Source organism: Corynebacterium sp. HMSC08D02 (assembly GCF_001807505.1).
GTDB classification, from domain to species: domain Bacteria; phylum Actinomycetota; class Actinomycetes; order Mycobacteriales; family Mycobacteriaceae; genus Corynebacterium; species Corynebacterium pseudogenitalium.
The window spans coordinates 26,421-48,899 of the sequence record NZ_KV789260.1; the positions used below are offsets into that span (position 1 = coordinate 26,421).

The window sequence follows — 22,479 nt, forward strand, 5'->3', positions numbered from 1 at the left end:
CTGTTCGGTATCCAAACACCCGGAACGGGGGTAGCAACCAGGGCTTCTGCAGCCCCGCCTAGTCCAAATCGAAGGACTCCGGCGGGTACGCCGGCGTATCAGAGGTCGGGGCCAGCGCCGCCAGCGCGGACTCCCTCGACATGCCGCACACCTGCAGCAGGTCCACCGTCAGCGAACGCGTCTGCGCAAGAATCGCATACTCCGACAGCACCGCGTCTTTTTCCAGCATGTCTACCGAGGAGCCCTGCGCCACCGCCCGCAACTCGTTCACGATCTGCGGGATCACGGTGGCCTGTGCGCGCCTGGACTTCACCTCGTACACCTCGGAAACATCCAGGCATACTTTCGCGAGGGCGTCGATAAGCACGATCTGCTTCGGCGAGACGTGATCCCCATCCTCACACAGCACCAGCGCCCGACGCGCCAGCACTCGGCACGAACGCACCGCGTTATCCACCGGCGGGATCACCAAGCTCAGCGAATTGATATAGCGGCGCGCACCCCACAAAAACGGCGAAATCTTCGTCGTCTCCTTACCCGCGTTCACCGCCGACGCCATATCGTCAATATCCGTCTGCGACCCGCGGATCGCCTCCAACGCATCATCGATTACTTGAGGATCGCGGTCGGTGAGGCCTATGGCGACGTCGTCAAGCACTGAACTCATCAACCCCATCAAGTTCGAAATCTCCGCGCGCACCGGCTCCATCGGCCCCTGCGGAATCAGAGCAATCGTGGCCAACGCCACCATGCAACCCACCGCCGCGTCAATCGTACGGTCAAAACCCGTCACCTCCGCACCAGGCGGCATAATCGTCGCGATCAGAATCGAACCAATCGCCACCTGGTTATTCACCAACTGCGACTTCGAAAAGAACGACGCAATCAACAAACTGCCCGACACAATCGCCGCAATCTGCCAACCCCCATCCCCCAACCTGTAAAACAGCGAATCCCCCACCAGCACGCCCAACGCACAACCAATCGACAAATCGATCGCCTTCGTAATACGCTCCCCACCCGACATGCCAATAATGATCACCACCGAAATCGGGGCAAAAAACGGCTTCGCGTTCCCAATAATGTCCCCCGCGATCCAATACGCAATACCCGCCGCGATACCCATCTGCAGAATCGGCAACAGACGCTTGCGCACACGCATCAACCGCGCCTGAATCGACTGATCCACCGACGCCAACCGGGCACGCGTACCCATTCTCTCTTTCGCCATGCCATAACCATAGCGCCCCGGGTGGTCGTGCCGTTTTCGTTCCGGTCGACGGGAGCAGCGTGGGTGAGGGCGGTCCACTACCTATAAATTTCTCCACGGTGCCCCACATCAACCACCAACACCGTCACCGTGTCATCTTGAATCTCAGCAATTACCCGATAGTCCCCGACACGCCAACGCCACAACCCTGATATTCCACCTACAAGGGCTTTACCGCGGACGCGTGGATCATTCAACCGCGACAAATCACCCAAGACTTGAAAAAGCCGACGCTGTACCTGCTTGTCTAGCCGTCGCACCGCCTTTCGTGCCCTAGGCGAAAACTCAATCTGCCAGGCCACACTCGGCCTTAAGTTCATCGAGGGTAACAGTTTCCAGCTCGCCCCTACGAACAGCTTCCGCCTCAGCCTGAAGCTCGTAGATGTATTCAGCGTCATCAAGATAGGCCTCAATTGCCTCACGGATGTAGAACGCCTTTGGCCTACCTGTCTTTGTAGCAAGCTCGTCAAGCCGACGTTTCTGGACTTCGTCCATTCGCAAACTAATCACTGATCCACTCATGTATACATGTATACACAAGCCTGCCAAGCCTGTCACCCCAAGCCAGCAGTCCCTCGACAGCAAATACAAAATAGTCACATTTCAAGACACCTAACCGCATGAAGCATGAATTGCTTGAACGTTCCAGACGCTTTCAGTGCCAATAGACGCACCGCATTTTTCGCGACCTGGGCTTTTGGCGGATTCGGCGGAAGGGATTGCGTCCTTTGGCACTGGCGTGAAAAGCGGCGACACCAGATTCCAGGTTTTTGGAGAAGCGGCTTCGTAAAACCCCAGGTCGCGGGGACCAAGAGAGGGAATTTGGTGCGCGGGCAAAAGGCCAAGACACCAAATTCGCGGATTCCAGAAAACCGCCACAACAAAACCCCAGGTCGTCCCTGGCCAAACAGCGATTTTGGTGCACAGCAGGCCGCAAAGGACCCCCAAAGGGGCCCAAACCACCCCACACACGAAGAAACCCCCAGGACCGCGAAGGCCCAAGGGGGTTTCAGAAAAGCAAGCAGTACGACTACTTGGACACGGAGGTGCCAACGGAGCGCAGGTCCTGGCAGGCTTCGATGACGCGGTCGGCCATGCCCTGCTCAGCCTTCTTCATGTAGGAGCGTGGGTCGTAGACCTTCTTGTTGCCCACTTCGCCGTCGATCTTCAGGACGCCGTTGTAGTTCTCGAACATGTGGGAGACCACTGGGCGGGTGAATGCGTACTGGGTGTCGGTGTCAACGTTCATCTTGATGACGCCGTAGCGCAGAGCCTCCTCGATCTTCTCCTTCTCGGAGCCGGAGCCACCGTGGAAGACGAAGTCGAATGGGTTGGTGCCTGCTGCGAGGCCGAGCTTCTTCTCGGCGACCTTCTGGCCCATGTCGAGGACCTCTGGGCGCAGCTTCACGTTGCCCGGCTTGTACACGCCGTGGACGTTGCCGAAGGTTGCGGCCAGCAGGTAGCGGCCGTTCTCGCCGGTGCCCAGTGCGTCGATGGTCTTCTCGAAGTCCTCCTCGCTGGTGTACAGGTTCGCGCCGGCCTTAGCCTGGACGCCGTCCTCTTCGCCACCGACGACGCCGATCTCGACCTCGAGGATGATGTTGGCCTTGTGCGCCTTCTCCAGGAGTTCCTGGGCGACCTCAAGGTTGTGGTCGATTGGGATAGCGGAGCCGTCCCACATGTGGGACTGGAACAGTGGGTTCTCGCCGCGGTCGACGCGCTCCTGGGAGATCGCGATCAGTGGGCGGACGTACTCGTCGAGAACCTCGAGCTGGCAGTGGTCGGTGTGCAGCGCGATGTTGACGTCGTAGTGCTTAGCGATCTCATGTGCGAACGCAGCAAGCGCCTGGGCACCAGCAACCTTGTTCTTCACGGACAAGCCAGAGCCGAACTCTGCACCGCCGGTAGAGAACTGGATGATGCCGTCAGACTCGGCTTCTGCGAAACCACGAATTGCGGCGTTGATGGTCTCAGACGAGGTGCAGTTGATGGCCGGGTATGCGAACCCGCCCTTCTTTGCAGTGTCGAGCATCTGGTTGTAGACCTCAGGGGTTGCAATTGGCATGAAGATAACCTCCACTAGAGCTTCTTAGGTACGCCAACCAGTATGCCTGCTTTACTGACTATTTGCAGCCGCCACCCGCGCAGCAGCCTCCAGCAGCATCCACCCGGAAAGCTGTACCGAAAGGTCCCTCTCATCAATTCGGACCAACCCGACAGCCTCGCTCAAGGACGAAGGCCCGAGCCCGTAATTGTGGGGAAGGCGGGCGTCTTCGGTCCATCGCGCGGAGAAGATCGGCAGTCCGTCGACCTCCAAACGATGGGACCAAAGGGACTCCGCCGAGGCCATAATCAGCCTTGATGCTATCTTTTTGGTCGCGATGTTCTGGCGGGAATCTTCAGGGAGACGGACTGCAACATCGGCAAGGTAGCGTGCCAGAATTCCCTTGAAGAGTCCGCCGTCGCCGTCGCCGGATTCGTAGGACTTGTTCAGAATCACCCCCTGGGGGGTAGCCATATGCAGGACAATCGCTTCCACGATTGCCCGGATATGTGTGATGTAAAACACGGAATCGTCGGCGCGTTTTGAGTACGCGAAGGAGTCGATTGGCTCGTCGTCGCGAAGTCCGACGTCGGCGCGCAACGCCAGCGCGATCTCTAGGCTCGCGCCGAGCACCGTGCCCTGGTTGTACGTATACAGCTTGTCGACGACCTCCGGGCCATGCATCCGCATCCGAATCCCATCCTGCACCAGGCCTGACTCGGTGACCAGGTTGTCGAACGTCCAGTCAAGCAGCTCGCGGGCCTTGTCCAGGCGGCCAGTGCGCGCGAACAAGAGGGCGGCCGGGCCGTTCGAGGGCACGTTGTAGAAGGTTTCCTCCGTGCGCCACGGCAGCACACCCATCACCGGGTCGATGCCTGCGAGCAGGTCGAACTCCAGGGCGTCGAGGGCCTTCGTGCGGCGCGCCAAGCCCTCGTCGACGGCGCGGTTCCACGCCAGGGCCAGCCAGGCCTTGTCGTCGTAGTACTTGTTCTTCGTCAGCTTGCCCAGGTTACGGCGCTGGATGCCACGCAGGGTGTCTTTGAGGCGGCGCTTGTGGGTTTTGGTGGGGCGTCGAATAGCGGCGTCGATCTGGCAGTCCAAATAGTGGGCCTGCCACCAGTAATGCCAGTGCCAGTAGAGGCGATCCTTCGAGCCCGGCGGCCACGTGACCACGGCGAGGTTCGTCTTCGGCAGCCCCCACAGGCGGGAGGCGTGCCGCTCCTGCACGGCCGATTGAGCCAGGTCAGCGCGGTGCGACCATGTTTCCGCGGCGGTTTCTTCCACAACCTTCACCTTTCACCAAGCAGTACTCAAGTCGGCGTGCTGGCGCACCCACGCGTGCATCGCGATGCCCGCGGCAACACCCGCGTTAATCGAGCGCGTCGAGCCGAACTGCGCAATCGAGCACGTCATCGACGCCTCGCGCTGCGTCTCGTCCGTAATGCCGGGGCCTTCCTGCCCGAACACTAACACGCAGCGCTGCGGAAGTTCCGCCGTTTCGAGCGGCACGCAGCCGGGCGTGTTATCGATCGCCACAATCGGCAGGTCGTGCTCCTTGGCCCACTGGGCGAAGTCCTCGATCGTCGCGTGGTGGCGGATGTGCTGGTAGCGGTCCGTCACCATCGCGCCGCGCCGGTTCCAGCGCCGCCGCCCAATAATGTGGACCTCCTCGGCCAGAAACGCGTTCGCGGTGCGCACCACGGTGCCGATGTTGGCGTCGTTTTCAAAGTTCTCAATCGCGACGTGGAACGGGTGGCGCCGCTGATCCAGCTCCTCCCGGATCGCCTCCAGCGACCAGTAGCGGTAAGCGTCCACTACGTTGCGACGATCCCCTTCCTCCAAAAACTGCGGATCCAGGCGGGGGTCATCCGGCCACGGGCCCTCCCACGGGCCTACGCCGTGGCGGCCCTCATTCCACTCCGTCGGTCCTTTGGCCTGCTCAGCCTGCTCAGTTGAGTCCAAGATCCTCGAGCCCCAGCAGGAATCGGTAGTCCAGGCCGGCCTCGTGCAGGGCGTCGGCGGCGCCGGTCGCGCGGTCCACCACGGTAGCCACCGCGACAACCTCCGCGCCCTCGGCGCGCACGGCCTCCACCGCGGTCAGCGGCGAGTTGCCGGTCGTGGTGGTGTCCTCCACCACCAGCACCTTCTTGCCAACAATCGACGGTCCCTCAATCCGGCGCTGCATCCCGTGCTTCTTCGCCTCCTTGCGCACCACGAACGCGTCGATCGGGCGGCCGTCAGCGTGCATCACGGCCGTGGCCACCGGGTCCGCACCCAGCGTCAGGCCACCGACCGCGTCGAACTCCAGGTCCGCCGTCATCTCACGCAACAGCTTGCCGATCAGCGGCGCAGCCTCATGGTGCAACGTCGCACGACGCAGATCCACGTAGTAGTCCGCCTCCTTCCCGGAGGAAAGCGTGACCTTGCCGTGCACCACGGCCAGTTCCTTCACCAGCTCTGCGAGGCGTGCTTTATCGTTCATGATCGGTTGGCTCCTTCGGCGTGTCGTTGAAAATTGTGGAGGGCTGCTGCTCGCGGCGCACTCTGGTCAAATCATAGAGCTGCGCGTCGTCTTCGGCAGGTGAACCGTCCGCGATCGGCGCCACAGAATCCGCCCCAATCTCGTGGTCCTCCAACTCGCCGAATCCGCCGCCGGTCACGCGGGTCGGCAGCTCAAGTGGTTCCTCCGGGCGCTGCACCTGCGGGGTCTCCGGCTCAGGTGCCTCCTCGGCACCGAGCACCGGCGCAAGCGCCGCCGCCTCGCGCGGTGGCAGCGTGCGTGCCGCGTCCGCCAGTAGCGCCAGCGGCGCGAACGTGTCCTCCCAGTCCTGCGGCGTCGAACCGCGTTCCAGCTGGGCCAACACCCAGTCTTGCTCGCACCACACCGCGCACACGCTTTCGGGCATCTCGCGCAAGGCGGTACACACGCGCACATCGATGAAGCGCAGGACGGGGCCGGGCTCGTTCGTGAACAGTTCGAAGCCCTCGACGGTTTCCACCAGCACCAAATCCGCCGAGGAATCCGCCTGGAACTGCGGACGGCGCATATCCACCACGATGTCGCTGACCTCACCCGTTGCGACGGCCACCACCGTCACACCGCCAAGGTCCACCACGCGGACATCGTGGCCGTAGACCTGGCCCGCCACGACATCGCGCGGTTCCGCACCGGACGCCGCCGCACCCCGGTGCCACTCGTCGACCAGGTACTCATCCACCTTGGAGAAGCGGAAGCCGTGCTGTTCCGCCCACAGGCGGCGCTCCCGGCGCGACGCGCCCGGCAGCTGCAGGCCCGACATGCGGTGCGGGCGCTTCGGGGCAGGCTCGGGCGCCGGTGTTGGTTCGGGCTCCGGCTCTGGTTCCGGGGCCTGTTCCAGCTCTAGCTGTGGCTCTGGCTCCGGGGCAGGCTCGGGCTCTGGTTCCGGCTCTTCTTCCACCTCGAGCGCAGGCTCCTGCTCGGCCTCAGGCTCCACGTCCGGCTCAGCCTCAGGCGAGGGCTCGGCTGGTGGCGGAGGGGGCGTCGATAAGGAAGAAGACGCAGGTGCAAACCACAACCAGACAGCCGCGACCACGAGCAGCGCGGCCAGCCCAAACAACACGTAAGCAATCATCGAAGATTGATACTACAGTGCCGTGGCGACCTTATTCCCCAACCGTGCACTCCACTGCGACCAGCCACCCACATAATGCGTGGCCACCGGCAGGCCCGCGTGCTCCATCGCCGCGATGAGCAGCGCGGAGTGGTTGCCCGAACCCGAGTACGTAATCATCTTCGCCGGGTCCGTATTCTGCGTCACTCCCAGGCTTGCGAAGCGGTCGCGGATGTAGTCCGTCTCCTTGACCTTCCTCGTTTCCTTGCAGAACAGGTCCGCCGCCGGCAGGTTCAGCGCCGACGGAATGTGGCCCGCCTTCAAGTCCAATACTTCTCGACGCCCCGCAAAGCGCTTCTCATCACGCGCATCAATCAGGATGCCCTCGAACTGCTGTACGTCCTCCAGCGTCGCCACCGGAAGCTTGCTGCCCTCCAGCTCCAGGTCGCGCGGGACAACCACGTTGCCCGGGCCGGCGATGGTCTTGAGGCCCTCGGCCTCCCACTCGCGGAAGCCGCCGTCGATAATGTGGACGTGCTCCAGGCCAGCCCAGCGCATGATCCACCACGCGCGGGCGGCGAAGACGCCGGAGCCCTGGTCGTAGATGAAGACCGGGCGGTTCGCCTCGACGCCCCACTCCTCGAGCGCCTCATCGATCACGGCGAGCGACGGCAGCGGATTGCGGCCCTGGCGGCGGCCCGGCATGCCCACGAGGTGGCCCTCCAGGTCACCGTAGACGGCAGTCGGGATGTGCTCGGACTGGAACTTCTGCCAGGCCTTGCCTGCCTCCGGCTCCCAAGAAACATCAAGCACCGTCTGCTTCTTGCCGGACTTAATACGTTCGTACAGCTCCTGCGGAGAAATAAAAACAGTCATACATAACACCATACGCGTATGGCTCACGCTGTATAGCCAGGTGCGAGCTGGATCACTCCAGACGCGGCCAAACCCTCCAGCCATTCATCAATCCCGGCCTTCGGACAATCCGCCCCTATCGACGCCGCCAACATCCCACCCGGGCCCATCTCCACCCGGCAGCCAAACGCCAACAACGTCTCCGCCAGCGAAAACGGCGACTCCCCCTGCGGCAAAATCCGCACCGTGGACGCACCCCCGCGCACCACGACCTTATTCACGTGGAACATGCCGCCAACACGCACGCACTCCACGATGTCCCCCACCGCCAACGACACGTCCACAAACGGCACCGACGCAACGACGAAGTGGCCGCCACCAAGCTGGTGAGCCTCAAGTTGCTCGTTCTCCACGCCTGGCACGGCCACCCGTGTGTAAATCGTCGTCGTTGGTTGCATGGACAGCAGTGTAGCCCGAACGCTACTTCACTGCCGACACCGCCAACTCCTCGCCGCCTTCCGCGACATCAACCTGCACCACGTCACCGTCGCGGATCGCGCCGGCCAGCAGCTCCTTCGCCAACCGGTCACCAATCGCCTGCTGGATCACGCGACGCAACGGGCGCGCACCATATGCAGGGTCGTAGCCGCGGTCTGCGAGCCAGCCCTTCGCGGCGTCGGAGACGCGGAGCTGGAGGCGTCGAGAAGCAAGGCGATCGGCGAGCGTGCCCAGCTGAATATCGACGATGCCCACCAGCTGCTCCTTCGTCAGCGGCTCGAACACCACCACATCATCGAGACGGTTGATGAACTCCGGCTTGAAGTGCGACTTCACCGCGTTCATGATCTGCTCACGGTCACCGCCCGCGCCCAAGTTCGACGTCAGGATGATCACCGTGTTACGGAAATCCACCGTGCGGCCCTGGCCGTCGGTCAGGCGGCCCTCGTCGAGGACCTGCAGCAACACATCGAACACATCCTGGTGCGCCTTCTCAACCTCATCGAACAGCACCAGCGAGTACGGGCGACGGCGCACAGCCTCAGTGAGCTGGCCGCCAGCGTCGTAGCCGACGTACCCCGGAGGGGCACCGACCAGACGCGCGACCGAGTGCTTCTCGCCGTACTCCGACATATCGATGCGCACCATCGCCGCCTCGTCATCGAAGAGGAACTCCGACAGCGCCTTCGCAAGCTCCGTCTTACCCACGCCAGTCGGGCCCAGGAACAGGAAGGAACCAATCGGACGGTTCGGATCCGCAACGCCCGCACGCGAACGCCGCACCGCATCCGACACAGCCACGACAGCTTCCTTCTGACCCACAACGCGGCCAGCCAGGATTGCCTCCATGTCCAGCAGCTTTTCGGTCTCACCCTGCATCATCTTGCCCGCAGGGATACCCGTCCACGCCGACACAACCTCAGCAATCACCTCAGGAGAAACCTCCTCCGTGAGCATCGTCCTTGACGACGCCCCCGCCGCCTCCTCAGCGTCCTTGACCTGCTGCTCCAGCTCCGGAATGCGGCCGTAACGCAGCTCCGACACCTTCGCGTAATCGCCCTCGCGCTCCGCGATCTCGGACTCGTTGCGCAGGTGCTCCAGCTCCTCCTTCGCAGCCTGCACCTTATCGATCTCCGCCTTCTCATTCGACCAACGCGCCTTCAGCTCACCGAGCTTCTCGCGCTGATCCGCCAACTCCTGGCGCAAATCCGTCAGACGCTCCTTCGAGGCCTCGTCGGACTCCTTCTGCAGCGCGATCTCCTCGATCTCAAGCCTGCGAACGATACGCTCCAGCTCATCAATCTCCTGCGGCGAAGAATCAATCCCCATCCGCAGCCGCGAACCCGCCTCATCGACCAGGTCAATCGCCTTATCCGGCAAGAACCGGTTCCTGATGTAGCGGTTGGACAGCTCCGCCGCCGCCACCAACGCCGAATCCTGGATCCGCACGCCGTGGTGCACCTCGTAGCGCTCCTTCAGGCCACGCAGGATACCGATCGTGTCCTCCACAGTCGGCTCACCCACGTACACCTGCTGGAACCGACGCTCCAGCGCCGCATCCTTCTCGATGAACTGGCGGTACTCATCCAACGTCGTCGCACCAACCAGCCGAAGCTCGCCGCGCGCCAACATCGGCTTAATCATGTTGCCAGCATCCATCGCGCCCTCGCCCGTGGCGCCAGCGCCGACGATGGTGTGGAGCTCGTCAATAAACGTGATGATCTGCCCGTCGGACTCCTTAATCTCGTCCAACACCGCCTTCAGGCGCTCCTCGAACTCGCCGCGGTACTTCGCGCCCGCGACCATCGACCCGAGGTCCAGGGAGATCAGCGTCTTACCCTTCAGCGACTCCGGGACGTCGCCCGCCACGATGCGCCTTGCAAGGCCCTCAACGATCGCCGTCTTACCGACGCCCGGCTCACCAATCAACACCGGATTATTCTTCGTACGACGGGAAAGCACCTGCACCACGCGTCGAATCTCCGAATCGCGACCAATGACCGGGTCAATCTTGCCCTTGCGCGCACGCGAGGTAAGGTCCGTCGAATACTTCTCCAGCGCCTGGAACTGATCCTCCGGCGACTCAGTGGTGACCTTCTTATTGCCGCGAACCGACTGGAACGCCGCCTTAATCGCCTCAAACGTAGCGCCGCGCTTCTTCAGCAGCTCCGCCGCGTCATCATTCCCGCGCGCGATACCCGCCAGCAGCACCTCGGTGGACACGAACTCGTCGCCGAGCTCACCCGCCAACTCCTGCGCCGCGTTCAACACATTCAGGCCGTCGCGGTTAAAGTTCGGATTCGCCATATTCTGGCCCTCCGCCTTCGGGTAGGAATCGACCAGCTCAGCCGCCTCCTTCGCGACCGTCTGCGGGTCCACACCCGTCGCCTGCAACACCGGCGCTGCAATGCCGTCCTCCTGCTTCAGGATCGCCTCAAGTAAATGCGCCGGACGAATATCCGGGTTCCCCTTTGCCGACGCCTGCTGCAGCGCCTGTTGCAACGCCTCCTGCGTTTTCGTAGTTGGGTTAAACGAAGACATGTCCGTTTTCCTTTCTCTTTGCGTTTTGTTTTGTTGTTCACTCTCCCTAACGCACGAGAAGTTGAGTCTGTTCCACTCAAGGTTGGATGTGGGGCGTTTTCGGGGGTGGCGTTGCAGATTTTGGGGCTCGGCGAGCCCTTGGAAACGCTCTGAAACCCCACGTCAAAACGCAAATGGTAGTAACAGGATTGTAGTAATCCCCGAAAATGGCCCCAAAAAGCGGATTACTACATTCCTGTTACTACCATCTAGGAAAATGCCGGCCCTATTCCTGGGCAGCCACGGCCCCTGAGCCGTGTTTCTTGGCGGGCACCCACTTCAGCGCGAACGCCACGACCACCACCGCAACGGCGATCAGGAACGACACCCAGCCGAACGCGGTGGTGAACCCGGCGATGATGGCGATTGGGGCGAGGATAGTCATACCGATCTCGAATGGGGCGAAGCCGACGTAGGCCACACCGTATTCGTTGAGAGTGCCGGACTTCAGTTTGGGGTCGACCATCTTGAGCAGGGCGATACCGGTCGCGACGGCGGCGGTTGCCCAGCCCCAGCCGAAGATGCCGCGCTCGAGCCAGTTTTCGCCGAAGAAGAGCGGGCCGGCCCAGGCCATCCATACGACGCAGAAGACGGTGCCGAGCACGAACATGATGAGCAGGGCTTGCCAGTACCCGGCGAGTGCTGCGGGGACGATGGAGGCGATGCCGAAGGCGATCATGAAGTCGGTGGCGGCGCCGGAGACGGTGGAGATGGTTTCGCGGTCGAGGTAGTTGGGCCGTTTGAAGGCGACGAGCAGGCCGCGGCCGATAAGGCCGATGACGAAGGCCATGGCGAACAGTGGGATGGAGACGTTGCTCCACATGCTCTTGATCCAGGTGTTGACGGTGTAGGCGATCAGCACGGTGATGAGGATGAATCCGGCGTGGAGTGCCAGCGGTTCGATGGAGGATGGGTTTGTGGTTGCGCGTCCGATGGAGGGGCGCTCGGACTCGGCGGCGATGTAGCCGGTGCGCAGGTCTTCGGGGAGGGTGCCACGGAGTTCGGTTGCCTTGCCTTTCCGGATACCCCAGTTTGCAACGATGACGCCACCAACGATAGCGACGAGGGTTCCCACGGTGGCGGAGGTGAATCCGATGGAAGACGCTTCGGCGATGCCGATGTCCTCAAGTGCAGAGCCGACGGCGGCGGCGGTGCCGAAGCCGCCGACGAAGCCGACCGGGAGCATCATGCCGAACCATGGTTCGGTGCCGAAGAATGGCGCGAAGAAGTACAGCCCCAGGAGGATGAAGATGCCCCACTGGCCCATGAACATGGCCGTCGAGTAGCCCCACATGTTGCGGGCGCCTGAGGCGACGGAGCCGCCGAGGTTCATGGAGTAGGCCATGGAGGCGAACACGACGGCGATGAGCAGCGTTGTGTAGGTGCCGACTTGGTCGGACCAGTGAATGACGCCGAGGACCTCTTGCCCGAGGATGAGCCCGAGCAGCCCGGCGGTGATCGGTGCCGGCAGGAGCAGCGCCTGTAACACTTTCAGTCGGTTTCGGAGCACGTTTCCGATGATGAGCAGGATGGAGATCCATCCGATATCCGTCAGAAGTGTGTACGGCGTGTAGTCCACTGCGGCACCTTTCTCTCTAATTGTTTCCCTGCTCACACTAGTCCACCTCACCGAGGCTGAGAAACAGTACCCTGGCCCTATGAGAAAGTTTGCCCCCGTCGCGGATGGCCCGAATGCGGCCGCATTGCAGGTGCTCGCGGAGCAGGATTCCGAGGTGCGCGCCACGCTGTTTGCGCGGATTGTGGAGCAGTATCCGCAGGCAGCGATGGTCTTCCCGGAAAGTGCCACGGAGGTGCCCCAAGTACTTGTCGACGCCACTTCGTTCACCCTCGCGTCCACCCAGGAGTCCGAGTCGGCGGGGGCAGCAATCCCTGAGGCAACCCTTACCCCGCTTCGCGAGTGGGCGTTGGATCTGCGGCGGACGGGGTTTCCGGCGTCGGAGTTTCCGGCGGTGGCGGAGATCGTTGGTGGGGTTGTGGGCGTCGATACGCAGGTGTTGGTGCGGGCGGCCCGCGAGATGGAGCGGGTGTCGCGGGAGGCTGACGAGGCCGGGGTGGCTGCGGCGTCGGTGGCGCAGGTGACGCAGGTTTCGCAGGATGGTTCGGCGTGGATCGTGCGGGCGGAGGCGTCCGCGGCGGTCGGATATGCAGCGGGGCAGGCGCTGCCGGTGATGCGCGCGGGCAACCAGGGCGAGTGGTGGGCGTGTGCGCCTGCGGTGCCGCCGAACCGGTTCGGGCAGCTCGAGTTCCACCTCGACGGCCCGGATGTGAAGGTCGGCGACTACCTGACGTTAGGGGCGGCGCGAGGCCCTGCGGTGCGGGCGAACCGGCCGAAGATGCTGCTCGTGGCGGTGGGGACCGGTTGGGCGGCTGCGAAGTCGGTGGTGTTCGGGCTCATCGAGGAACGCATCCGCCCCGAGGTGCACCTGGTGGTGTGCGGGGACGCCGCCTCCGATTTTTACGACACCCGCACCATCAACTCGCTCGCCGATTCGCAGCCGTGGCTGCAGGTCACGCGCGTCGCGCCGACCCCGGGCGAGTTTGGGGAGAGCTCCGCGAAGGCCATTTGGGTGCCGGGGTCGGCGTTCGTGTCGGCGCCGGGCACGTGGTGGGACCACCAGATCGTGCTGTGTGGCAAGGGCGCCGAGGTTGCGGAGTACCGCGAGGTCCTCGAAGCTGCGGGGGCTGACCGGGTCCTTACATGCGCGACTGACGCAGCGGTCCAGTTTCCGAGAGTCTAATAAGAGGTACGTCCTCCTGCACGGCCGCGACCTGCGCGATGTCGATGTCGGCATCGAGGAGCTCGGGGCCGTAGCCGGCCTCCACGATCCGGTGCCCGTCCGGCGCCACAACAGTGGAGAACCCGATGCCGGTCGGGCCGGACTTCTCGCCGGCCTCGGTCTCGTGGTTCGGACGGGACTGCCCGGCCGCCGCGATGAACGCGCCGGAGTCGAGGGCGCGGGCGCGCGTCAATAAGCGCCACTCCTCGAGCTTGCCTGGGCCGTCCGCCCAGCTCGTGGGCACCACGATGACGTGCGCACCCATCGCCGCCAGCTCCTTGAACTGCTCCGGGAAGCGGATGTCGAAACAGGTGGCCACGCCGATGGTGGCGTCACCGTGCCGGAACGTGAGCAGGGTGTCGCCGGCCTTGACGGTGCGGGACTCGTGGTAGCTGTGGGCGTCGTAAAGGTGCACCTTGTCATAGGTGAGGATGCGTGGGGTGTCGCTGTGGCCGTCGAGGATCAGTGTGGTGTTGTAGACGCGGTTGATGCTGCCGACGGTGTCCGCCGGGCGGAACGAGCCCGCCACGATGGTCACGCCCAGCTCCTTGGCCAGCGAAAACAGCCCCTGCGTGAACGGCCCATCGGTGTCCTCGGCCTGGTAGTCGAGGCGACCGGCCCCGAACGCGTGCGAGGCCGCCTCCGGCAACACGATGAGCGTCGCGCCCCGGCGCGCGGCCTCCCTGACCTGGGGTTCTATGCGCGAAAGGTTGCGCATTTTATCAGGTCCGCTGGTGAATTGTGCCAATGCGATACGCATGTGGATAACTTTAGCGAATCTGAAATTTTATCCACAGGGTTTCAGGGTTTTTCCTTGCCCTGCTTCGGCGGGTTTTCGAGGATGGGGGCATGCATCTCTCAACGACTATCCCGTCCCTCGCCCGCTCCCACCGCGTCGCCCGCACGTCGCTCCCCCGCGCTGAGCTGCGCGACAGCGCCAGCGCGGCCGCGTTGCGCTCGCTGGAGGATCGCGCCCAATCACTTTTCGACGCCTCCACCACCGCCCTCAACACGCACTTAGAATCCATCGCCTCATTTGCGGACGACTGCATCCACTGCGACACCCGCCTCGCGGAGGCGTTGCGCCATGTCTGACGCCTACCGCCCTGCTCTAGACGCCGGGCAGCTGATGGTCGCCGCGGGTGTGCTGGACAGTGCCGTGACCGAGTTCCGCGCGCGATCGCAGGCGTGCCACGTTGCCAGGTCAGACCTGGTGGGGGTCGGTTTTGGCGGGTCCGCACCGACTGCTGCCCTGCAGCGCCTCCAGCGTGTCGACGCCACCTTCGCCCACCCTGCCGACGACCTCACCCAGGCCGCCAAGGTGCTGCGCCGCTACGCCACTTGGCAGGCGCGCCTCGACGCGATGGCCCGATCCCTGCGCGGCAGCCCCGTCTACGCGCTGGCGGTGCAGGTGCTGAACGGGGTCTCGCGGACCTTCGACACGCTGTGCGCCGCCGAGCTCGAGGCCCTGTGCAAGGCGCACGAGCGGGAGCTGGAGGCGGCGCGCGGGCACGTGCCGCTCATCGCGCGCCACGGCGTAGAGCTTGGCCAGATACACCGGACAAACCTGGCCGCGCTCGACCCGGCGCGCCGCGAGCTCGTTGAGTCCGCGGGCGCGACCGTACTCGAAGCCGGGCCCGTGTCGGCGACACTGGCGGTCGGTGACGTGGTGGACCCGGCGCGTGTGATCACCATGGTCGCGGGCGTATCCACCGGCCGACCTGAGGGCCTGGGCGGTGAACTTGCCCGGGCGCAGTTCCTCGCCGAGCGCACCGGCGCCACAGTGATCCTCTGGCAGGGCTACGACCCGCCACCCAACGTGGTCAACGGGCTGGACCCCGGCCCGGCGCGCCGCGGCGCCGACGACCTCTCCGCCTTCCAACTCGCGCTCACCGACCGCTTCCCCAACGCCCACCGGGTGGTCCTCGCCCACAGTTATGGCACGCGTGTGGCCACCGAGGCCGCCGTCCACCACGGCCTGCTTACCGACCAGCTCTGGCTCGTCGGCAGCGCCGGCGTCGCCGGTAGCCACGTGAGCGACCTACGACTGGCAGGGCCGGACTCGCGGGTGGTCGCCGTGGATTCTCCCGACGATCCGATCCTGTGGACCAGGTCCGGTCCGCAGGCGGTGCTGGGGGCGTCGCCAACTGATCCCGCCTACGGCGCGCGCGTCCTACCTGGGGTGACGGGCGGTCATAGCGCCTACTTCACAGACGAGGCCTTTGTGTCAGATCTCACACAATCTTTCGAGTTCCAGGAGGAACAAAGGTAACATGATAAGCGGTTAATTTATTCTTCAAATAAAAGGAGATTTTAGGAATGGCTCAGAACTTCGCCTCGGCATTCGTTGCCAAGCTGAAGGAGCTCGGCGTCAAGCGCATCTACGGCCTCGTCGGTGACTCCCTCAACCCGCTTTCCGACGCCGTCCGCACCCAAGGCATCGAATGGGTCCACGTGCGCAACGAGGAAGCCGCCGCATTCGCCGCCGGCTCCGACGCACTCGCAACCGACGAACTCGCAGTGTGCGGCGCATCCTGCGGCCCAGGCAACACCCACTTCGTCCAAGGACTCTTCGAGGCGCACCGCAACGGCGCAAAGGTCCTCGCAATCGCCTCGCACATCCCGTCCTTCCACATCGGTTCGTCCTTCTTCCAGGAAACCCACCCAGAAATGCTCTTCCAGGAGTGCTCTTCCTACTGCGAGATGGCAAACTCCGCCGACCAGGGCATGCGCGTCGTCCACAACGCCATCCAGAACACCATGTCCGGCAACGGCGTATCGGTCGTCGTCGTCCCAGGTGACGTCTTCGCACAAGAAGTCACCGCCGACGCCCCAACCCTGTCCGGCAACTACGCCACCGGCGGCAACAAGCGCGTCTACCCAGACCCAGCCGAAGCCGCCCGCCTGGTCGAAGCCATCAACGAGGCAGACACCGTCACCCTCTTCTGCGGCTACGGAGCCAAGGACGCCCGCGACGAAGTCTTCGCACTTGCCGAAAAGATCAAGGCACCAGTCGGCCACTCCTTCCGCGGCAAGATGTACATCGAGTACGACAACCCATACGACGTCGGCATGTCCGGCCTCCTCGGCTACGGCGCCTGCCACGAAGCCTCCGACAAGGCAGACCTCTTCATCATGGTCGGCACCGACTTCCCATACACCGACTGGCTGCCCAGCAAGAACGTCGCCCAGATCGACATCGACGGCGCCCACATCGGCCGCCGCACCAAGGTGCACTACCCAGTCATCGGCGACGTCAAGAGCGTCATCGAAAACATCCTCCCGCACATCGAGGAGAAGAAGGACCGCTCCTTCCTGGACGCAATGCTGAAGCGTCACGCTGAGCTGCTGGAGTCGGTCGTCGGCAAGTACACGACGGAAGCCCGCGAAGCCCGCACCCCAATCCACCCAGAGCTCGCCGCCTCCGTCCTCGACGAACTCGCCGACGAAGACGCCTACTTCACCGTCGACACCGGTATGTGCAACGTGTGGTCCTCCCGCTACCTCACCCCCAACGGCAAGCGCGACGAATCCGCATCCTTCCTGCACGGCACCATGGCCAACGCCCTCCCGCAAGCCATCGGCGTGCAAGCCGCATTCCCCGACCGCCAGGTCATCTCCTGGTCCGGCGACGGCGGCCTCGGCATGCTGCTCGGCGAACTGCTCACCGTCAAGCTGCACAACCTGCCAGTGAAGACCATCGTGTTCAATAACTCCTCACTCGGCATGGTCAAACTCGAAATGCTCGTCCAAGGCTTCCCCGAGCACGAAACCGACCACGACGGCGTCAACTACGCCAACATCGCCGAAGGCGTCGGCATCAAGTCCTTCCGCATCGAAGACCCAGCCGACCTGCGCCCGAAGCTCAAGGAGGCCCTCGCCTACGACGGCCCCGTCCTCGTCGACATCGTCACCGACCCGGACGCCCTCTCCATGCCACCAAACATCACCTGGGACATGATGAAGGGCTTCACCGCCGCCGCAACCAAAACCGTCCTCGACGGTGGCGTCGGCCGCATGGTCGACCTCGCACGCTCCAACCTCCGCCACATCGGCGGCGCAGCGTCGATCACGTTCAAGTAATGATGCGCTAGGTTTTGCGGCTTTGTGGCCTCGGGTTTTTACCCGGGGCCACTTCGCGTTTTTGGGGGTTTGTGGCCTCGCCCGCGTCGACCAGCACTTGCGTTTCCCCAGGTCGCGTCATCTGTCTACGAAGAAAGTTCCCACGACCACTGCTTCTTCGCACCAGATTCCGGGTTTCCGGCGAGCGCGTTTGCAAAACCCAGGTCGCACAAACCCGATGTAGGAATTTGGTGCGCACCCTCCCCTGCCTGGCGCCCTCAAACCATTCAAAGCGTGGGCTTCAAAGCGTGCGATGCAGGTCGCGCTTTCTCACCCAACCGGGCCGATTTTCGACGACCAGCGTCGCACTCCCTAAACACCTCGACACGAACGCAGCGAGGGCAAAACACAGCACGCACCAGCCCCCAAGAACCCCCTAACAAACGAAAACAGCCCCCGCCAAGCATCAAAGCAAGGCGGAAGCTGTCCAACCTTACCGCGCCCGGCGCCGTGACCTGGCGGAGGACGGTTCCCACGTCACCAGCGCGGTGGAGCGCGGAACGTGGACGAGTTCGCCGCCACGCGGGCGGGTTTCCAAGCGTTGGCGTTCCAAGCGTTGGCGTAGTTGTGCGTTTTCTTCGCGTTTGGCCGCCAGTTCTTCTTGGAGCTCGTCGATGTGTTCGGTGAGCTCGATGATGGTTTTGATGCCGGCCAGGTTGACGCCGTCTTCCTGGGAGAGCTGTTGGATCCGGCGCAGCATGGAGATGTCGCGTCGGGAGTAGCGGCGTCCGCCGCCGCTGGTCCGCATCGGTGTGACCAGGCCGATGCGGTCGTAGGTGCGCAGGGTTTGGGCGTGCATGCCGGTGAGTTCGGCGGCGACGGAGATGACGTAGTACTCCTCAGCCATGGTTATGCACCTCCTGCCCACCCGGCGCGCGGGTCGAAGCCGGAGTCGCGTTCGGCTTGTTGGTAGGCGCGCAGTGCGCTGGTGGCGGCTGCGTCCAGGTCCTTGGGCACTGCGACTTCGACGGTGACCAGCAGGTCGCCGGCGTTGCCGGATTTGCGTGGCACGCCACGCCCTTTAACGCGCAGGGTGCGCCCGTTGGGGGTGCCTGCGGGGACCTTCACGCGGACGTGTTTGTCCAGGGTGGGCACGGTGATGGTGCCGCCGAGGGCGAGTTCGCTGAAGGAGACGGGGACGGTGACTTCGAGGTCGTCGCCGGTGCGGGTGAACACTTTGTCGGGTCGGACGTGGACGGTGACGAAGAGGTCGCCGGCTGGTTTGCCGTTGGGGCCTGCTTCGCCTTGTCCTGCGAGGCGCACTTTTTGGCCGTCGACAACGCCGGCGGGGATGCGCACCGTGATGGTGCGGGAGCGCCGGACGGTGCCGGTGCCGTGGCACGTGGTGCACGGGTCCTTGATCACGTCGCCGGTGCCACCGCAGTTGGAGCATGGGCGGGCCATGCCGAATGCGCCGGAGTTCTCGCGGACATAGCCGGAGCCGTGGCACTGTTCGCACTGGGTGACGTGGCCGGATTTGGATCCGGAGCCGTGGCATGTGGTGCATGGGGCGTCGCCGGTGAGTTCGACGGGGAAGGTGGTGCCCTTGGCGGCTTCGCGGAAGTCGAGGGTTATTTCCGTCTCGACGTCCGCCCCCCGCGACGGCCGAGCGTTCCTGCCAGCAGCGCCGCCGCGGTTAAAGAGGCCACCGAAGAGATCACCAAGGCCGCCTTCTCCAGCTTGTCCAGCACCCCCGGCTCCTCCGAAGATGTCGGAGAGGTCGGAGAAGTTGAAGTCGCTCTGCCCCGTTTGGCGAAACCCTCCCGGAAAGCCGGGACCTCCTGCCCCTCCGAATCGGCCGCCGAAGCCGCCGGAGCTCATCATCGCCTTGAACTGGTCGTATTCTTTGCGTTTTTCTTCGTCGCCGACGACGTCGTACGCTTCTGCCACCTTCTTAAACTTCTCCTCGGCGGCTTTGTTGCCGGGGTTGGAGTCGGGGTGGTTTTCACGTGCGAGCTTGCGATATGCCTTCTTAATGTCAGCTGTGGACGCGTCTTTGGAGACGCCGAGGTCGCCGTAGTAGTCCTTGTTGGCCCACTCTTGTTGCATAGCCATCTCGCACCCTCCTTTCTCGGATGAATTTTGTTATTTCAAGTACAAAACCGGGGCGTGAAGGCCGCTTTTCGCGCACCTCACGCCCCGGCCCTGGGTTTTGTTGTTACTCGTTGTCTTCAGCAGGCTCTTCCGCAGGATCGGCGATGATGACCATTGCGTTTCGCACGAGTCGGTCGCCTACGCGGTAGCCCTTGCGCAGCACAGTGCCGATGACTTTGTCGTCGCCGGAGGACAGGTCTTGGACTGCCTCGTGGGTTTCGGGGTCAAAGGCGTCGCCTTCTGCGCCGAAGGCTTGGACGCGTTGCGCGGTGGCCACGCCGCGGAGTTTGTCGGCGAAGGCTTTCAGTGGGCCTTCGTTCAAGTCTCCGTGTTGTTCGGCGAGGTCGAGGTCGTCGAGAAGCGGGAGCAGTTCGGTAGCGAAGGCTGCTTTCGCGTGCTCGGCGATGGCCGCGCGTTCCCGCTCTGTGCGGCGCCGGTAGTTTGCGTACTCGGCGCTCACACGTTGCAGGTCTTCGGTCCGCTCAGCAAGCTGCTTTTCGACGTCATCCTGCTCGCCCTCGTCCGTTTCCGGTGCAGCGTCGGCGTCGACCTCAGCTTCAGCCTCGGGTTCGGCAGCTTCTGCTGCTACTGCCTCGGCTTCTTCGATCAGGTCTTCAACCTGCTCCGGTTCCGGAGTGTTCGGGTTCGTCATGGTGACCTCCTTCTGCAGTGTTGCTGGTGTCTACTTGGTTTCGTCGGTGTCTTCGTCGACTACCTCGGCGTCGACGACGTTGTCGTCGGCTGCCTCGGCCTGGGTCGCGCCCTCGTTGGCCTGTGCCTCGTAGAGCACCTTGCCCAGCTCCTGCGACTCAGTGTTCAGCTTCTCGACGGCCGACTTCACCGCTTCAAGGTCATCTCCCTTGAGTGCTTCGTCGACGGCGTCGGCTGCCTCGGTGACGCGGGTCTTGAGGTCCTCCGGCAGCTTGTCGGCGTTGTCCTCCATGAACTTGCGCGTCTGGTAGGCGGCGGACTCTGCACCGTTGCGGGTTTCCTGCTCCTCGCGACGCTTCTTGTCCTCGTCGGCGTGTGCCTCGGCGTCCTTGATCATGCGGTCGATCTCCTCCTGGGACAGGCCGGAGCCGTCCTGGATCTTGATCGTGTTCTCCTTGCCGGTCGCCTTGTCCTTTGCGGAGACGGACACGATGCCGTTGGCGTCGATGTCGAAGGTGACCTCAATCTGCGGAACACCGCGCGGTGCCGGAGCGATACCTGCCAGCTCGAAGGAGCCGAGCAGCTTGTTCGCGGAAGCCATCTCGCGCTCGCCCTGGAAGACCTGGATCTGCACGCTTGGCTGGTTGTCTTCAGCCGTGGTGAAGGTCTCGGAACGCTTCGTCGGGATGGTGGTGTTGCGCTCGATGAGCTTGGTCATCACGCCGCCCTTGGTCTCGATGCCGAGGGAGAGCGGGGTGACGTCGAGAAGCAGGACGTCCTTGACGTCGCCACGCAGGACACCTGCCTGCAGCGCCGCACCGAGTGCCACGACCTCGTCCGGGTTCACGGACTTGTTCGGCTCCTTGCCGCCGGTGAGCTCCTTGACCATGTCGGTCACGGCCGGCATACGAGTGGAACCACCGACCAGCACAACGTGGTCAATCTCGCCGACGGAGAGTCCAGCGTCCTTGATGACCTGGTTGAACGGCGCCTTGGTGCGGTCCAGCAGGTCAGAGGTGATCTTCTGGAACTCGGTGCGCGTCAGCGTCTCGTCGAGGAACAGTGGGTTCTTCTCGGCATCAACCGTGATGTATGGCAGGTTGATGGATGCCTGCTGGGAGGAAGACAGCTCGATCTTTGCCTTCTCAGCGGCCTCACGCAGGCGCTGCATCGCCATCTTGTCCTTGGACAGGTCGACGCCCTGTGCAGACTTGAACTTATCGACGAGCCACTCAACCACGCGGTTGTCCCAGTCGTCGCCACCGAGCTCGTTGTCACCCGCGGTTGCCAGGACCTCTACGACGCCGTCGCCGATCTCCAGCAGGGAGACGTCGAAGGTACCGCCACCAAGGTCGAAGACCAGGATGGTCTGCTCCTTGTCAGCCTTCTCCAGGCCGTATGCCAGTGCAGCTGCCGTCGGCTCGTTGACGATACGCAGGACGTTCAGACCTGCGATCTGGCCGGCTTCCTTCGTAGCCTGACGCTGTGCGTCCTCGAAGTAGGCAGGGACGGTAATGACGGCGTCGGTAACCTCCTCGCCGAGGTATGCCTCTGCGTCCCTCTTCAGCTTCTGCAGCGTACGTGCGGAAATCTCCTGCGGGGTGTACTTCTTGTCATCAATCTCGACCGTCCAGTCTTCGCCCATGTGACGCTTAACGGAGCGGATCGTGCGGTCAACGTTGGTGACCGCCTGGTTCTTCGCGGACTGGCCAACCAGCACCTCGCCGTTCTTCGCAAACGCGACGACAGACGGGGTGGTGCGCGAACCCTCAGCGTTCGCGATAACTACCGGCTCTCCGCCTTCAAGGACAGAGACAACCGAGTTTGTCGTACCAAGGTCAATACCTACTGCGCGTCCCATTTCTACATTTCCTCCTGTGTTTGTCGAAGTCATTTCTGAAGTTAATCCGAAGTTGAATCGCCTCGACTCAACTTGACGGGAACCACTGTAGCAGAAGTTCCGCCAACCTTGAGCCT

Annotated in this window: 21 protein-coding genes; 4 read left to right on the forward strand and 17 right to left on the reverse strand. The window is 63.4% G+C overall.

What is annotated here, in order from left to right; all coding sequences use genetic code 11:
• Window positions 1–58: 58 nt before the first annotated feature.
• From HMPREF3170_RS10535 to HMPREF3170_RS10585, 12 genes are all read right to left on the reverse strand, one after another.
• Entirely contained in the window at window positions 59–1,231 is a 1,173-nt protein-coding gene (locus tag HMPREF3170_RS10535; RefSeq protein WP_070479570.1) for an FUSC family protein, read from the reverse strand.
• Window positions 1,232–1,308: 77 nt separating this feature from the next.
• Entirely contained in the window at window positions 1,309–1,668 is a 360-nt protein-coding gene (locus tag HMPREF3170_RS11410; protein WP_371327497.1) for a type II toxin-antitoxin system RelE family toxin, read from the reverse strand.
• Window positions 1,556–1,792, reverse strand: coding sequence for a type II toxin-antitoxin system RelB family antitoxin (locus HMPREF3170_RS10540; protein ID WP_070361826.1), 237 nt, complete (start codon window positions 1,790–1,792; stop codon window positions 1,556–1,558). Before HMPREF3170_RS10540 ends, HMPREF3170_RS11410 begins: the two co-directional genes overlap by 113 nt.
• 508 nt (window positions 1,793–2,300) lie before the next feature.
• Window positions 2,301–3,341, reverse strand: coding sequence for a class II fructose-bisphosphate aldolase (gene fbaA / locus HMPREF3170_RS10545; protein ID WP_256006653.1), 1,041 nt, complete (start codon window positions 3,339–3,341; stop codon window positions 2,301–2,303).
• A 45-nt stretch (window positions 3,342–3,386) separates the two neighbouring features.
• Entirely contained in the window at window positions 3,387–4,598 is a 1,212-nt protein-coding gene (locus tag HMPREF3170_RS10550; RefSeq protein WP_070479572.1) for a glycoside hydrolase family 76 protein, read from the reverse strand.
• Window positions 4,599–4,610: 12 nt separating this feature from the next.
• Window positions 4,611–5,276 (reverse strand): TrmH family RNA methyltransferase, encoded by a 666-nt coding sequence (locus HMPREF3170_RS10555; protein ID WP_083290988.1) that lies wholly within the window; start codon window positions 5,274–5,276, stop codon window positions 4,611–4,613.
• Complete coding sequence (pyrE, locus tag HMPREF3170_RS10560; protein ID WP_070479573.1) at window positions 5,263–5,796, reverse strand: orotate phosphoribosyltransferase; 534 nt, start codon at window positions 5,794–5,796, stop codon at window positions 5,263–5,265. Before pyrE ends, HMPREF3170_RS10555 begins: the two co-directional genes overlap by 14 nt.
• A complete protein-coding gene (locus tag HMPREF3170_RS10565) occupies window positions 5,786–6,925 on the reverse strand; it encodes a type III secretion system chaperone family protein (protein WP_246814972.1) in 1,140 nt (379 codons plus the stop codon). Before HMPREF3170_RS10565 ends, pyrE begins: the two co-directional genes overlap by 11 nt.
• Before the next feature lie 12 nt (window positions 6,926–6,937).
• Window positions 6,938–7,780, reverse strand: a complete 843-nt coding sequence (locus HMPREF3170_RS10570) for a sulfurtransferase (RefSeq protein WP_070479575.1) — start codon at window positions 7,778–7,780, stop codon at window positions 6,938–6,940.
• A gap of 23 nt (window positions 7,781–7,803) precedes the next feature.
• Window positions 7,804–8,217, reverse strand: coding sequence for a DUF4265 domain-containing protein (locus HMPREF3170_RS10575; RefSeq protein WP_070479576.1), 414 nt, complete (start codon window positions 8,215–8,217; stop codon window positions 7,804–7,806).
• A gap of 22 nt (window positions 8,218–8,239) precedes the next feature.
• Window positions 8,240–10,798 carry an ATP-dependent chaperone ClpB gene (gene clpB, locus HMPREF3170_RS10580; protein ID WP_070479578.1) on the reverse strand — a complete coding sequence of 853 codons (2,559 nt, stop codon included), beginning with the start codon at window positions 10,796–10,798 and terminating at the stop codon, window positions 8,240–8,242.
• Between the two features lie 265 nt (window positions 10,799–11,063).
• Window positions 11,064–12,416 carry a sodium/glutamate symporter gene (locus HMPREF3170_RS10585; RefSeq protein ID WP_070479579.1) on the reverse strand — a complete coding sequence of 451 codons (1,353 nt, stop codon included), beginning with the start codon at window positions 12,414–12,416 and terminating at the stop codon, window positions 11,064–11,066.
• Window positions 12,417–12,495: 79 nt separating this feature from the next.
• Here HMPREF3170_RS10585 and HMPREF3170_RS10590 point away from each other — a divergent pair, with 79 nt between their 5' ends.
• Window positions 12,496–13,596 carry a ferredoxin reductase domain-containing protein gene (locus tag HMPREF3170_RS10590; protein WP_070479581.1) on the forward strand — a complete coding sequence of 367 codons (1,101 nt, stop codon included), beginning with the start codon at window positions 12,496–12,498 and terminating at the stop codon, window positions 13,594–13,596.
• Here HMPREF3170_RS10590 and HMPREF3170_RS10595 read toward each other — a convergent pair.
• Window positions 13,553–14,395, reverse strand: coding sequence for a carbon-nitrogen hydrolase family protein (locus tag HMPREF3170_RS10595; RefSeq protein ID WP_070479583.1), 843 nt, complete (start codon window positions 14,393–14,395; stop codon window positions 13,553–13,555). The genes HMPREF3170_RS10590 and HMPREF3170_RS10595 overlap by 44 nt on opposite strands.
• 89 nt (window positions 14,396–14,484) lie before the next feature.
• Between HMPREF3170_RS10595 and HMPREF3170_RS10600 the strand changes: the two genes are divergently transcribed.
• The 3 genes from HMPREF3170_RS10600 to HMPREF3170_RS10610 are packed head-to-tail and all read left to right on the forward strand — an operon-like array spanning window position 14,485 to window position 17,718.
• Window positions 14,485–14,730 carry a hypothetical protein gene (locus HMPREF3170_RS10600; protein ID WP_070479585.1) on the forward strand — a complete coding sequence of 82 codons (246 nt, stop codon included), beginning with the start codon at window positions 14,485–14,487 and terminating at the stop codon, window positions 14,728–14,730.
• Window positions 14,723–15,907 (forward strand): alpha/beta hydrolase, encoded by a 1,185-nt coding sequence (locus HMPREF3170_RS10605; protein ID WP_070479586.1) that lies wholly within the window; start codon window positions 14,723–14,725, stop codon window positions 15,905–15,907. The genes HMPREF3170_RS10600 and HMPREF3170_RS10605 overlap by 8 nt, the downstream gene beginning before the upstream one ends.
• A 47-nt stretch (window positions 15,908–15,954) precedes the next feature.
• Window positions 15,955–17,718 (forward strand): pyruvate dehydrogenase, encoded by a 1,764-nt coding sequence (locus HMPREF3170_RS10610; RefSeq protein ID WP_070479588.1) that lies wholly within the window; start codon window positions 15,955–15,957, stop codon window positions 17,716–17,718.
• A 472-nt stretch (window positions 17,719–18,190) separates the two neighbouring features.
• On the opposite strand, the gene HMPREF3170_RS10615 is transcribed toward HMPREF3170_RS10610, so the two are convergent.
• The 4 genes from HMPREF3170_RS10615 to dnaK all read right to left on the reverse strand — a co-directional run bounded on the left by HMPREF3170_RS10615 (window position 18,191) and on the right by dnaK (window position 22,363).
• Entirely contained in the window at window positions 18,191–18,604 is a 414-nt protein-coding gene (locus HMPREF3170_RS10615; protein ID WP_070479590.1) for a heat shock protein transcriptional repressor HspR, read from the reverse strand.
• A gap of 2 nt (window positions 18,605–18,606) precedes the next feature.
• On the reverse strand, window positions 18,607–19,812 hold the full coding sequence (gene dnaJ, locus HMPREF3170_RS10620; RefSeq protein WP_070479591.1) for a molecular chaperone DnaJ: 1,206 nt from the start codon (window positions 19,810–19,812) through the stop codon (window positions 18,607–18,609).
• Window positions 19,813–19,915: 103 nt separating this feature from the next.
• The gene (gene grpE / locus HMPREF3170_RS10625; protein ID WP_070479593.1) at window positions 19,916–20,503 is read right to left on the reverse strand and encodes a nucleotide exchange factor GrpE; all 588 of its coding nucleotides are present in this window, start codon (window positions 20,501–20,503) and stop codon (window positions 19,916–19,918) included.
• 30 nt (window positions 20,504–20,533) lie between these two features.
• Window positions 20,534–22,363, reverse strand: a complete 1,830-nt coding sequence (gene dnaK / locus HMPREF3170_RS10630) for a molecular chaperone DnaK (protein WP_070479595.1) — start codon at window positions 22,361–22,363, stop codon at window positions 20,534–20,536.
• Window positions 22,364–22,479 lie beyond the last annotated feature (116 nt).

What these genes read in the sequence shown, in the direction of transcription:
- HMPREF3170_RS10535 (WP_070479570.1), bottom strand. Translation starts at nt 1,231, where the DNA reads ATGGCGAAAGAGAGAATGGGTACGCGTGCCCGGTTGGCGTCGGTGGAT.
- HMPREF3170_RS11410 (WP_371327497.1), bottom strand. Translation starts at nt 1,668, where the DNA reads ATGACGCTGAATACATCTACGAGCTTCAGGCTGAGGCGGAAGCTGTTC.
- HMPREF3170_RS10540 (WP_070361826.1), bottom strand. Translation starts at nt 1,792, where the DNA reads ATGAGTGGATCAGTGATTAGTTTGCGAATGGACGAAGTCCAGAAACGT.
- pyrE (WP_070479573.1), bottom strand. Translation starts at nt 5,796, where the DNA reads ATGAACGATAAAGCACGCCTCGCAGAGCTGGTGAAGGAACTGGCCGTG.
- HMPREF3170_RS10565 (WP_246814972.1), bottom strand. Translation starts at nt 6,925, where the DNA reads ATGATTGCTTACGTGTTGTTTGGGCTGGCCGCGCTGCTCGTGGTCGCG.
- HMPREF3170_RS10570 (WP_070479575.1), bottom strand. Translation starts at nt 7,780, where the DNA reads ATGACTGTTTTTATTTCTCCGCAGGAGCTGTACGAACGTATTAAGTCC.
- HMPREF3170_RS10575 (WP_070479576.1), bottom strand. Translation starts at nt 8,217, where the DNA reads ATGCAACCAACGACGACGATTTACACACGGGTGGCCGTGCCAGGCGTG.
- clpB (WP_070479578.1), bottom strand. Translation starts at nt 10,798, where the DNA reads ATGTCTTCGTTTAACCCAACTACGAAAACGCAGGAGGCGTTGCAACAG.
- HMPREF3170_RS10590 (WP_070479581.1), top strand. Translation starts at nt 12,496, where the DNA reads ATGAGAAAGTTTGCCCCCGTCGCGGATGGCCCGAATGCGGCCGCATTG.
- HMPREF3170_RS10595 (WP_070479583.1), bottom strand. Translation starts at nt 14,395, where the DNA reads ATGCGTATCGCATTGGCACAATTCACCAGCGGACCTGATAAAATGCGC.
- HMPREF3170_RS10600 (WP_070479585.1), top strand. Translation starts at nt 14,485, where the DNA reads ATGCATCTCTCAACGACTATCCCGTCCCTCGCCCGCTCCCACCGCGTC.
- HMPREF3170_RS10605 (WP_070479586.1), top strand. Translation starts at nt 14,723, where the DNA reads ATGTCTGACGCCTACCGCCCTGCTCTAGACGCCGGGCAGCTGATGGTC.
- HMPREF3170_RS10610 (WP_070479588.1), top strand. Translation starts at nt 15,955, where the DNA reads ATGGCTCAGAACTTCGCCTCGGCATTCGTTGCCAAGCTGAAGGAGCTC.
- HMPREF3170_RS10615 (WP_070479590.1), bottom strand. Translation starts at nt 18,604, where the DNA reads ATGGCTGAGGAGTACTACGTCATCTCCGTCGCCGCCGAACTCACCGGC.
- dnaJ (WP_070479591.1), bottom strand. Translation starts at nt 19,812, where the DNA reads ATGGCTATGCAACAAGAGTGGGCCAACAAGGACTACTACGGCGACCTC.
- grpE (WP_070479593.1), bottom strand. Translation starts at nt 20,503, where the DNA reads ATGACGAACCCGAACACTCCGGAACCGGAGCAGGTTGAAGACCTGATC.
- dnaK (WP_070479595.1), bottom strand. Translation starts at nt 22,363, where the DNA reads ATGGGACGCGCAGTAGGTATTGACCTTGGTACGACAAACTCGGTTGTC.